Source organism: Cupriavidus sp. HPC(L), assembly GCF_000307735.3.
GTDB lineage: Bacteria > Pseudomonadota > Gammaproteobacteria > Burkholderiales > Burkholderiaceae > Cupriavidus.
Map to the genome: position 1 here is coordinate 1 of NZ_AMPR02000061.1, position 11,277 is coordinate 11,277.

Consider the following 11,277-nt stretch of genomic DNA (forward strand, 5'->3'; position numbering starts at 1 on the left):
CTGCAGGCGCTGGCCGGCCGCGACGGCAACGCGGGCCGCATCCGCCAGCGCAACGAGGCGCGCATCCTGCGCGCGGCCGAAGGGGTGTTCGCGCGGGCCGGCTTCGCGGGCGCGACCATGGCGGAAATTGCCGCGCGCGCCGGCGTGCCCAAGTCGAACCTGCACTACTACTTCCGCACCAAGCAGGCGCTCTACCGTGCGGTGCTGGCCAACACGCTGCGGCTGTGGCTGTCGCAGGCCGACATCATCAGCGCCGAGCGCTCGCCCGAGGCCGCGCTCGAGCAATACATCCGCGCCAAGATGCGGCTGTCGGCGCGCTATCCCGACGCGTCGCGCGTGTTCGCCAACGAACTGCTGCATGGCGCGCCGGAGATCGGCGACGTGTTGCGCGACGCGCTGCGCAGCTTGGTGGGACGCAAGTCCGTGGTGATACGCGGCTGGATCGCCGCGGGCCGGATGGCGCAGATCGATCCGAGCCATCTGTTCTTCACGATCTGGGCCGCGACGCAGACCTATGCCGACTTCGAGGCCCAGATCTGCGCCGTGCTCGGCGTGCAGCGGCTGGAGCGGCGCGATTACGAACGGGCGACCGAGCATCTGGTCGCCCTGGTGCTGCGCGGCTGCGGGCTGACGCCGCCCGCGCCGTCCACGGCGGCAACGTCGTCCCGTCATGGCCGCCGTGCGCGCGCCGCGCCGGCACCTGGAGCGCAGCCCGTCGCCGGCGAACAAGCGACGCCACGGCGCCGCGCGTTCCAGCGCAATGCCGATCCCTTGCCGTAAGGCACAGACGCAATACCCCCGCATACCCGGAGGCCCGACATGCTCGATCTGATCGTTCGCGACTGCAATCTGCCCGACGGCCGCACCGGCATCGACATCGGCATCGCCGACGGCCGCATCGTCGCGGTCGAGCCGGCGCTGCCGGCGCAGGCGGCCGAGCAGATCGACGCGGCCGGTCAGCTGGTGTCGCCGCCGTTCGTCGACGCGCATTTCCATCTGGACTCGACGCTGTCGCATGGGCTGCCGCGCGTGAACCAGTCGGGCACCCTGCTCGAGGGCATCGCGCTGTGGGGAGAACTGAAGCCGCAGCTGACGCAACAGGCGCTGGTCGAGCGCGCGCTGGCGTATTGCGACTGGGCGGTGGCGCGCGGCCTGCTGGCGATCCGCTCGCATGTCGACGTCTGCGACCCGCGGCTGCTGGCGGTCGAGGCGCTGCTGCACGTGCGCGAGCAAGTCCGGCCTTACCTCGACCTGCAACTGGTGGCCTTCCCGCAGGACGGCGTGCTGCGCAGCCCCGGTGCCCTGGACAACCTGAAGCGCGCGCTCGACATGGGCGTGCAGGTGGTCGGCGGCATTCCGCATTTCGAGCGCACCATGGCGGACGGCGCGGCGTCGGTGCGGCTGCTGTGCGAGCTGGCCGCCGAACGCGGGCTGCCCGTCGACATGCACTGCGACGAGACCGACGATCCGATGTCGCGCCACGTCGAGACGCTGGCCGCGGAAACGGTGCGGCTCGGTCTGCAGGGCAGGGTGGCCGGCTCGCACCTGACCTCGATGCATTCAATGGACAACTACTACGTGTCCAAGCTGCTGCCGCTGATGCGCGAGGCGGGCATGGCGGCGATCGCCAATCCGCTGATCAACATCACGCTGCAGGGCCGGCACGACAGCTACCCGAAGCGGCGCGGCATGACGCGCGTGCCGGAGCTGCTGGCCGCCGGCGTGCCGGTGGCGTTCGGCCATGACTGCGTGATGGACCCCTGGTATGGGCTTGGCTCGGGCGACATGCTCGAGGTCGCGCACATGGGCCTGCATGTTGCGCAGATGACCGGGCAGCAGGCGATGCGCGCGTGCTTCGACGCGGTCACCGAGACGCCGGCGCGGATCCTGGGTTTGTCCGACTACGGCATCGCGCCCGGCCGCCGCGCCGACCTGGTGCTGCTGCAGGCCGCCGATCCGGTCGAGGCGCTGCGGCTGCGCGCGGCCCGGCTGCTGGTGATGCGCGCGGGCAAGGTCATCGCCAGCACGCCGCCAGCGACGGCCACGCTGCGTTTGAGCGGCAGGCCGGAGCGCGTCGATTTCCGCGTCGGCGGCGCGGCAGCGGGGCGGTTGCCCGCCAGGTAAATATTTTTTGTGAAAGGGTGTTGACGACCTTCGGTTCGATCTGCATAATTGCGGTCTTCGCATCGCAGCAAACGTGATGAAAGACACGGAAGCGGCGAAACGAAGCCCAGGTGGCGGAATTGGTAGACGCACTAGGTTCAGGTCCTAGCGGTGGCAACACTGTGGAGGTTCGAGTCCTCTCCTGGGCACCAAAATCCTGAAGAGAAGGCCGTTGCAAATCGCAACGGCCTTTTTTTTCGTCTGCGTTTTTCCTTCGCCGACTCTTCCCTTCGTCCGCGCTCTATTCGAGCGCCCGGTCGCGCGGTCCTCGCGTTCTCTCTGCGATTCCCCGCTGCCTCACCCGCCGATTCCGTATCGCGGCGCGCCGTTTCAGCAGGTGCGCATGGCCGCTGCCGCAGCGCGCGCGTGCGAGCATGGATCGGGTTGACGACCCTAACGGTTGCGTTGCCTTTGACCTATGCTCAGAACAAATCGGGCGCGCGGACATCAGCCCGAAGGTGGTCGCCATGGACATGGTCTTGTTGTCGAGAGAGAGGAAGACCGGCATTGCCGCTGGCCGGGCTTGCGTAGGCACCAACCATCGAAGGACCTGCCGCTGTCACCGATGGCGCTACGGTTCCTGCGTCGCCGTGCTGCTGAGCGCGATCGCTCAGGCCGAGAGCGGGCCCCCCGGCAGCGAGGCCGTGCTCGGCTGGCAGCCACTGGGCGAGGAAGAGGCCGCCGCGCTGCTGGCCGCGCTGGACCCGGCTACGACGCTGCAGGCCGCCTCCACCTTTTCACCGCCCGACCCCTTCGAGTCCGCGCCCTCCACCGGGCACGCCGCCGTTCCCCAGCCATCGTCGCCAGAGGCATCGCCACCATCGTACGCGCCGGTATTGCTGGCCTCGTTGCCGTCGACTCACGCCTCGGCATCGCCTTCGTCTTCGTCCTCCGCATCACGATCCGCGCTGGCGCAAATGGCTGCGGAATCCGACAGCGCGATGCGCGCCGCCCTGGCCGCCGAGCCGCGCGATGGCGCGCGGCGGCCCAGCTGGCTGCTGCACGCCGACGATGCGGCGTCCGCCAGCGGTTTCGTCGACACGCGCGTGCGCACGTTGTCGCTGGCGCTCGACGCGGTGCTGCCGCGCAGCGGGGTCACGATCCAGCCGCGCGTGCAGCTCGCCTACCAGCCGCGCGACGATGGCCTGCCGAACCCGGCGCTGGCCGCGATGCCGGCCGACGACCGCGCGACCGGGCTCGCGGTACGGCTCTACGGCGCGCAGCCGACCCGGCTGGCCGGCGTCTATCCCTTCGTCGAGGCCGACCTGTGGCAGGACAGCAGCCGCAAGACCATCAACATCAACGGCACCCGCATCGACACCGACCTGCTGCGCGGCCTGTTCTCGTTCAATATCGGCGCGCATGGCAGCACCCGCGGCGGCGTCAAGATCTGGGTCAAGGTCAAGACCGGGCGCAATGCGGGCGGCATCATCGGCGCCCGCTACCGGTGGTAAGGGAGGGGCAGGGCATCGGCGCGCAAAAAAGGCTTGCGTTCCCATGCCACTGCGATACAATTGCGCCCTCGCGTGCGGCTGTAGCTCAGTTGGATAGAGTACTTGGCTACGAACCAAGGGGTCGTGGGTTCGAATCCTGCCAGCCGCGCCACCTATACGAAGGGCTTCCAGTGATGGAAGCCCTTTTTCTTTGCGCCCACCTCCTGGGTCCGCCTTTGCGGCGGACCTTCGCGCGGGGTCTTCGTGCCGGGTCTTCGTGCTCGGATGCGTGACAGCCGTTACAGCGCGGCGCGACACGATGCTTCCGGCATTCCCTACACTGCGGCCATCCCGATTTGCGCAATGCCGCTCAGCCGGCATGCCGATTGCCATGAAGCCATCGAAGCTGCCGTTCTCCAGGCCGTTCTCCAGGTCGTCCTTCCTGCGGGCCTGTCTGTTCGTTTGCCTGTCCGCCTGCCTGTCCGTCAACGCCAATACCTATGCCGCCGATGATGGCGACGCCCTGACGAGCGCGGCGATCGCGGCGATCGTCGATGCCGCCGTCAAGCCCGCGATCGCGCAGCATCGGCTTCCGGGCATGGCGGTCGCCGTGACCGTCGACGGCAAACGCTACTTCTACAACTACGGGCAGACCGCAATGCGAGGCGGCCGGCCGGTGACCAAGGAAACGCTGTTCGAGATCGGCTCGGTCAGCAAGACCTTTGCGGCCACACTGGCAGCCTACGCCGAAGCGAGCGGCAAGCTGTCGCTGCAGGATCCGGTCAGCCGCCACCTGCCCGCGCTGCGCGGCGGCACCTTCGACAAGGTCACGCTGCTGCAGCTTGGGACGCATACCTCCGGCCTGCCGCTTGCGGTGCCGGAGCGAATCCGCAGCGAGCCCGACATGGCCGAATACCTGTCGGCATGGCGGCCACCTTACCCGGTCGGCACGCATCGCGTGTATTCGAACAATGGCATCGGCCTGCTCGGCGCGATTGCGGCGGCCCGCCTTGGCGGCGCGTACAGCGATCTGGTCCACGCGATCGTGTTCCAGCCGCTCGGCATGAAGCACAGCTACTTCAAGGTGCCCGCCGAGCGGCAGGCCGACCATGCGCAGGGATATACCGCGGCCGATGCGCCGATCCGGATGAAGGAGGGCTATCTATGGGAGCCGGCCTATGGCATCCGCTCATCGTCCGGCGATCTGGTGGCGTTTGTCGAAGCCAATATGTCCGGCGCCCGCATCGACGACACGTTGCGGCAGGCGATCGCGCGTACCCATGTGCCGCGCTTTCGCGCGGGACCGATCACGCAGGACCTGATCTGGGAACAGTATCGCTATCCGCCGACGCTGCAGCAGCTGCTGGCCGGCAATGCCGCGATCCTTCGCGCCGAAGCCGCGACGCCGATCGTCGCGGCGCCATCGGAGCAGCCGGCGTATCTGCACAAGACCGGTTCGACCAACGGCTATTCGGCCTATGTCGCGTTCGTGCCGGACAAGCGGATCGGCATCGTGCTGTTGGCCAACAAGGCGTATCCGGTCGATCAGCGGGTGACGATCGGCTACGAGATCCTGTCCCGTATTGCCGAGCGCGCGAAGCGCTAGCGTCCCCCCTTCACGCCAGCACCGTCATCGAGGCACCAACGGAAACCGCACCCGCGCGACCACGCCCGATGGCACGTCGCGGCGGTTGGCGATGCTGGCGTCGCCGCCGTATCGCTCGGCGATCGCCTTGACGATCGCCAGTCCGAGACCGCTGCCTTCGGTGCCATGGACGTCGGCACGGAAGAAGCGGTCGAACACGCGGGGCAGCGCCTCGGGCGCGACGCCGTTGCCGGTGTCGCGCACTTCGATGCAGGCGAGCCACTCGTCGCGATAGGCGCGCAGGTCGATGGTGCCGCCGTCCGGCGTGTACTTGATGGCGTTGTCGACCAGATTGCTGAGCGCCGTGCGCACGTCGGCCAGGTTGGCGCGTACCTCCAGATCGTCCAGCTGTTCGACGCCCAGATCGATGCCGTGCGCCGCCGCGCGCGGCAGATGCATCTCGATGACGTCGGGCACCACATCGCGAATCGCCACCGGCTGCGACGAGGCCCGCTCGGGCGGAGCGTCGGCCCGCGCGAGCCGCAGCAACTGCGAGATCATGCGCGTGCTGCGCGCGATCACATGCTGCAGCGCGTGGTATTCGCGCAGGCTGTCCGGCTCCGACAGCGTGCGGCCGAGGTTGTCGGCCTGGATCTGCAGCGAAGTCAGCGGACTGCGCAGTTCGTGGGCGGCATCGGCGATGAACTTCTTCTCGACTCGCAGCGACTGCGACAGCCGCGTGATCATCAGGTTGATCGACTGCACCAGCGGCAGCAGCTCGCGCGGCACCTTGTCGGTCGGCAGCGGCTCCAGATGGCCGATGTCGAGCCGCGCCGCGCGCTCGCCCAACGCCCCGACGCGCCGCAGCGCGCGCTTGACCGTCACGAAGATCGCCAGCCATGCCAGCGGGATCATCGCCAGCGCTGGCGTGGCACTGGCGATCGCGGCGTCTTCGGCAATGCGCTTGCGCGAGGCGTCGCGCTGCGCGACGTTGATGGTCCACCTGGGCCCGTGCTGCGAGTACACGCGCCACCGTTCCTCGTCGACCGTCTGCGTCGAGAAGCCAGGCGGCGCCTCGCGGCCGATGGTGATCCGGTCGCTGTCCGGATGCAGCGTCGGCTCGGGCGCGCCGAGCCAGATCTGGATCACGATGCCGTCGGAGGCGTCGCGATAGAGGTAGAGCGGCTTGGTCGCGCGCGTCATGTCGTCACTGACGCGGGCCGCCACCTCCTGCAGGCGGCGGTCCAGCAGTTCATGGATTTCGGAGGTGGCCAGCACATACGTCCATGCCGTATGCAGCAAGGCGAAGACCGCGATCACGGTGCTGAGCGCCACGCTGAGCATCAGGCTCAACGAGCGGTTGCGCGATGGCGCGGCACGCCGGGCCGGATGCGGTGCGCGGGGCGAGGCCTGGTGCGGTTCGGTACGGGCGGGCATGGGGTCTGGCCAGGTGCGCACCGGACTGCCGGCCGCGAGGTTCAGCTCGGGAGATCGTTGGGTGGACTGCTCGGGGGATCGCCGGGGCGATTGCCTGGGGCGCTGCCATCCTGCGTGCTCGATTCGGGCGCCGTGGACGGCGTATCGCGCTTGAGCTTGTCGCCGCCCAGCAGAACGGTCCAGCCGAGGCCGCGCACATTGCGGATGGAGGAAGCACCGAATTTCTTGCGCACCGAGTAGATCAGCACGTCGACCGCATTGCTTTCGACTTCCTGTCCCCAGCCATAGATCTTTTGTTCGAGTTGATTGCGCGACAGGATCGTGCCCGGCCGTTCGAGCAGCGCCAGCATCAGCGCGAACTCGCGCGCCGACAGCGTTTCGGTGTGGTCATCGACCGTCAGGCTGCGCGTATCGAGATTGAGCCGGATGGTGTCGTCGCCCAGGCTCGAGGTCGCGTAGCCCGCCTTGCGCCGAAGCACCGCACGCATGCGCGCCAGCAGCTCCGGAACTTCGAAGGGCTTCAGCACGAAATCGTCGGCCCCGGCGTCCAGGCCCTGTACCCGCGTGTCCAGGTCGTCATGGGCGGTGAGAATCAGCAGCGGTGTCTGGTTGCCTTGCACCCGCAGCCGCCGCAGCAGATCGAGGCCCCCCATGCGCGGCAGGCCAAGGTCGAGCAGGATGATCGTGTAGGACCCTTGCTCGACCGCCTGCTGGCCGGCGACGCCGTCGCGCACCCAGTCGACGCTGCACTGCATGTTCTCCTTCAGCGCGCGCATCAGGCTGGTGCCGATCTGCAGGTCGTCCTCGATCAGAAGAATGCGCATGATTTCCGCTCGATACGCCGTCGAAAAGATAAGCCGGAGAGACATCGGCTCGGTGCCGCTCCGTAACGCGCGGACAGGCTGGCGCGCGCTGCGGCTTTACTTATACCGCCGCGGAATACGCGGGGGAAGTGGCGCTTGTCCCCATCGGTGTGCCGTCGATGCTGTCAGCCGTGGAGTCGCCGGATCTCGGCGTGGCAAGTCGCTTTCCAGGATCGAAAGTCGCGTGCGATTTTCTGATGTGCCGGCAGCGATGGAAGACGACACTTCGCGCCGGTCGGACCCGTTTCCGGCCTCCCCGCCTCTGCTTTGTCCGCCTTTCACAGGCGGATTTTTTTTGCCTGCGTGGTTTCCTGCCGGCAGTCGCTACCCAAAGCGCGTGATCGCAGGATTCGGCCGTCCGCACCCCCGCTCGGAGGATCCTGCACCGTGCGCTCGCGCACGCGAACCGCCGTAGGCGTCTCACATTTCGAGTTGAGAGAAAGAAGTTATAAGAAATCGATCAAGACTTTCTCTAAACGATTCGAGTAGACCCTCAAATTCTCAAAGTTCATTCGATAAATGGTTTGATATCGATGCGCTGTCCGGCGCCGCTCAACGCATCGAATCGAACGCATCGAAACGACGCGCAACGACGCCGGACAGCGACGTCTTTCAGGTCATCACCGGATCGGTCTCCAGCTCCGGCGATGGAATGATGCAGCCACTGAGCACCAGTGTTCGAGGGAAAGATGGGGGCAGTCAAGCTAATGATCTTCAGCCGGTCCGGCCGGATCGAGTGCAACGGCGAGACGCACGAAGTGCCGGCATGCAGCCTGGTTTTTACCAACGGCAATGCGACGGCGATTCCGGCGCGCGATGGCATCGATACCTACGTCTTCCATTCGGGGGACTTCCAGGACATCTACCGCGAACTGCATGAGCTGGCGAGCCGCTACCGACGAGGTACGCAGTTCTGGCGCGAACCGGTCAAGCGGATCACGGTGCCGGAGGAAACGATCAACGTGATCCGGCATCTCGGTGCCGTCGAGCCGCGCGCGATGCTGCGCTTCGCCTATGTCTACTGCATGGGAACGGAGCCCGAGTATTTCTCCCGGCTTCTGCACCATCTGATCGACAGCAGCCGCGACTTCTTCGAGTTCATCGAGGAGAACAGCATGAGCGCGTGGCCGGTCACGCAGTACGCCAAGGCGCTCGGCATCCCGGTACGCAAGCTGAACGTGATGTTCTACGAGAAGTTCGGCGTGTCGGCCAAGAACTGGCTGCTGGAGCGCCGGCTGCAGCGGGCGAGGGAGCTGCTGTTGCTGACATCGATGAAGGTCACCGATATCGCGCAGGAGTGCGGCTTCAACAGCCATGCGCATTTCAGCGTCAGCTTCCGCCGCCGCTACGAGGCCAGCCCCCGTCTGCTCCGGCAACACCACCAGAGTATCAACGACGCAGCGAACGAGGAATAGAAGGCGATGAGTCTGAACACAATGATCGATGGCATGGACGGTCCCGTCGCGTCCGCCAGTTTCAACATGGCCGAAGCGGTACAGCGCGCGGTGAGCACCGGCGAGACCACCGACTTCATCCTGGCCCAGAAGATGACGGCCGCCTTTACCAACATGACCGCGCTGCAAAGCTCGATCATCAAGGCGATGCACGACACCATCGCCGGCATCATCCAGAAGATCTAGCCATGCAGCGCTTGCCAACAGAGGTCAGGCGCCTGCTGGTCGAGCTGGCGTTCGCCGCCGGCAATCAGCGCCTGCACGCGGAGATCGACGTGTTTCTCGACACGTTGCACCTGCTGGTCGATGACGAGCAGGACCGCGCGATCTGCCGCGCGCATCTGTACATGCAAAGCGGCCGGCTCGTCGAGGCGCGTGCGTGCCTGGGCGACCGCAACGACCCGCCGGCGCTGTTGCTGGCGATGCTGATCGCGGCGCGGCGCGATGTCGCCGCCGCGCCCCGCGTCATCGCCCCGTCTCCCCGCACACGTCACTGAGCGGACGCGTCACCGAGCACCGAAGGTTTTCATCATGACTATGGACGCCATCACCATCGCCGGCCAGATGCTGGCCAGTACGGCCGGCAAGGCGACCGGCAAGGAGCCCGCGGCGGCCGACATCCAGGCGTTCATGGACGCGATGTCGGCCCGCGTGCCAAAGCCCGAGGCGATCGCCGCCGAGGCGATGCGCAAGGCGGACGCCACGGTTTCCGCGCGGGTCGAGACCATCACCGCAGGCAGCGCGCTCGATCCTGCCGCGATGAAGCGGGCACAGCAGGCCATGCTCGAGATGCGCAACGGCGTCGACCTGATCGCGAAGATCGCGGGAACGCTGTCGCAATCGATCAACAAGCTGACGACGATGCAATGAAGCGCTTCCGCACGATCGCCCTGGCCGTGCTCGCCACCATCAGCATGGCCGGCTGCAAGATGACGCTGTACTCGAACGTCGGCGAGGCCGAGGCCAACCAGATGCTGGCCCTGCTGATGCTGCGCCATATCGCGGCCGAGAAGGTGGTAGAGAAAGGCGGCGCGGTGACGTTGCGCGTCGACAAGGGCGAGTTCATCAATGCCGTCGAAGTCCTGCGGCAGAACGGTTATCCGCATCACAAGCGGCTTGGCATGGAAGACCTGTTTCCATCGAACCAGCTGGTGACATCGCCCGCGCAGGAGCGCGCCAAGATGCAGCTGCTCAAGGAGCAGCAGCTCGAAAGCATGATCTCGGCGATGGACGGCGTGATCGGCGCCAAGGTCTCGATCGCGCAGAAGGTCGACGAGAACGGCAAGCCGACCGGCACGCCATCGGCGGCAGTCTTCATCAAGTATTCGCCGCAGTTCAATCTCGGCAACTACGAGGTGCAGATCCGCAGTCTGATCCGCGATGGCATTCCCGATATCGCGTCCGACCAGATCAGCGTGGTGATGCAGGCCGCCGACTACCGCTATCAACCACCCGCGGCCGAGGCGCCCCCGCCGCGCTGGCGCCAGTGGCTGCAGGCGCAGCCGGCACAGGCAGCGGCCGCGGTGGCCGGCGGCGTGCTCGCGCTGTGCGCAATGGCCGGACTGTCGCTGTGGATCGCCCGCCGCAAGGGGAGTGCCGATGTCTGATGCCGCCAATGCCGGCGCGCGCGCGCAACAGAGCCTGTGCCCCGCCGTGCAGCGGCTGCACGCGCTGGCGTGGCGGCCAGGCGCCGTGATGCACCAGGGGTGGTGGGGCTATCTCGGGCTGGACGCCTGGCAAGACGACTACCGGCGGCATCCGGGCAGCCGGCGCGCGCTCGATGCGCTGATCGTGCAGCGCCGCGGGTTTCCCGCCGGCCCGCTCCCCGCGACGCTGTCGGACCAGCAGCGGCGCCTGCTGGCCATCGAGCCGCGTTTGCCGATGCTGCTTGTCGCGCTCGGAGCGGTGGCCGCGCGGGCGCCCGAACTGTTGCTGCTGGGCGATTACCGCCGGCAATTGCTGGCGGTACTGGGCGACGACGGCTGCGACCAGCTGGCTGCGCTGGTGCCCGACGGCAAAGGTGCGGCCCTGAGCCGGCCGCCCGAGCAGATCGTCGAATGGCTGCGCGAACTCGGCAGGTTGTGGCTGGACCACACGTTGCCCGGCAGCACCGTCTGGCAGGCGTTGTCGATCTGCCTGCCACCACCCGACTCATTGTTGGCGACACCGCCGGCCGGCCTTGCCTTGCCGATGCTGTTTCGTCTGGAACGTCTGCTATGAATCCCTTTGGACTGACGATCACCGCGGTCCGCGGTGAGTTGCCCGTGGGCGGCATCGTGCCGGCGGCAATGCTCGACCAATACATCGATGCGGCGGCGGCGCTTCGCCGCAACCGGTCGCGG

Annotated in this window: 11 protein-coding genes, 2 tRNA genes and 1 pseudogene; 12 read left to right on the forward strand and 2 right to left on the reverse strand. The window is 67.1% G+C overall.

Annotation, left to right across the window (positions count from 1 at the left end):
• The 6 genes and pseudogenes from B551_RS05215 to ampC form a co-directional block, all read left to right on the forward strand.
• Positions 1–642 (forward strand): annotated as a pseudogene (locus B551_RS05215) (TetR/AcrR family transcriptional regulator); the annotation flags it as partial.
• 177 nt (positions 643–819) lie between these two features.
• Positions 820–2,124 (forward strand): amidohydrolase family protein, encoded by a 1,305-nt coding sequence (locus B551_RS05220; protein WP_023263613.1) that lies wholly within the window; start codon positions 820–822, stop codon positions 2,122–2,124.
• A 104-nt stretch (positions 2,125–2,228) separates the two neighbouring features.
• Positions 2,229–2,315, forward strand: a tRNA-Leu gene (locus tag B551_RS05225).
• A 438-nt stretch (positions 2,316–2,753) separates the two neighbouring features.
• Complete coding sequence (locus B551_RS25485; RefSeq protein WP_083492522.1) at positions 2,754–3,617, forward strand: hypothetical protein; 864 nt, start codon at positions 2,754–2,756, stop codon at positions 3,615–3,617.
• A gap of 74 nt (positions 3,618–3,691) precedes the next feature.
• A tRNA-Arg gene (locus B551_RS05235) sits at positions 3,692–3,768 on the forward strand.
• A 219-nt stretch (positions 3,769–3,987) separates the two neighbouring features.
• A complete protein-coding gene (gene ampC / locus B551_RS05240) occupies positions 3,988–5,202 on the forward strand; it encodes a class C beta-lactamase (protein WP_157071913.1) in 1,215 nt (404 codons plus the stop codon).
• A 24-nt stretch (positions 5,203–5,226) separates the two neighbouring features.
• On the opposite strand, the gene B551_RS05245 is transcribed toward ampC, so the two are convergent.
• Together B551_RS05245 and B551_RS05250 are read right to left on the reverse strand one after the other, a co-directional pair.
• Positions 5,227–6,618 carry a cell wall metabolism sensor histidine kinase WalK gene (locus B551_RS05245; RefSeq protein ID WP_006578320.1) on the reverse strand — a complete coding sequence of 464 codons (1,392 nt, stop codon included), beginning with the start codon at positions 6,616–6,618 and terminating at the stop codon, positions 5,227–5,229.
• A 41-nt stretch (positions 6,619–6,659) separates the two neighbouring features.
• Entirely contained in the window at positions 6,660–7,442 is a 783-nt protein-coding gene (locus tag B551_RS05250; RefSeq protein WP_006578321.1) for a response regulator transcription factor, read from the reverse strand.
• A 728-nt stretch (positions 7,443–8,170) separates the two neighbouring features.
• Between B551_RS05250 and B551_RS05255 the strand changes: the two genes are divergently transcribed.
• From B551_RS05255 to B551_RS05280, 6 genes are read left to right on the forward strand one after another with little or no spacing between them, the layout of a single operon-like run.
• Positions 8,171–8,896 carry a helix-turn-helix transcriptional regulator gene (locus B551_RS05255; RefSeq protein WP_064576902.1) on the forward strand — a complete coding sequence of 242 codons (726 nt, stop codon included), beginning with the start codon at positions 8,171–8,173 and terminating at the stop codon, positions 8,894–8,896.
• 6 nt (positions 8,897–8,902) lie between these two features.
• Positions 8,903–9,121, forward strand: coding sequence for an EscF/YscF/HrpA family type III secretion system needle major subunit (locus tag B551_RS05260; protein WP_006578323.1), 219 nt, complete (start codon positions 8,903–8,905; stop codon positions 9,119–9,121).
• A 2-nt stretch (positions 9,122–9,123) separates the two neighbouring features.
• Positions 9,124–9,432, forward strand: coding sequence for a DUF1039 domain-containing protein (locus B551_RS05265; RefSeq protein WP_006578324.1), 309 nt, complete (start codon positions 9,124–9,126; stop codon positions 9,430–9,432).
• 34 nt (positions 9,433–9,466) lie between these two features.
• Positions 9,467–9,805 (forward strand): type III secretion system inner rod subunit SctI, encoded by a 339-nt coding sequence (gene sctI / locus B551_RS05270; protein ID WP_172682439.1) that lies wholly within the window; start codon positions 9,467–9,469, stop codon positions 9,803–9,805.
• Positions 9,802–10,542, forward strand: coding sequence for a type III secretion system inner membrane ring lipoprotein SctJ (gene sctJ, locus B551_RS05275; RefSeq protein WP_023263617.1), 741 nt, complete (start codon positions 9,802–9,804; stop codon positions 10,540–10,542). Before sctI ends, sctJ begins: the two co-directional genes overlap by 4 nt.
• Positions 10,535–11,155, forward strand: a complete 621-nt coding sequence (locus B551_RS05280; protein ID WP_023263618.1) for a type III secretion system domain-containing protein — start codon at positions 10,535–10,537, stop codon at positions 11,153–11,155. Before sctJ ends, B551_RS05280 begins: the two co-directional genes overlap by 8 nt.
• Positions 11,156–11,277 lie beyond the last annotated feature (122 nt).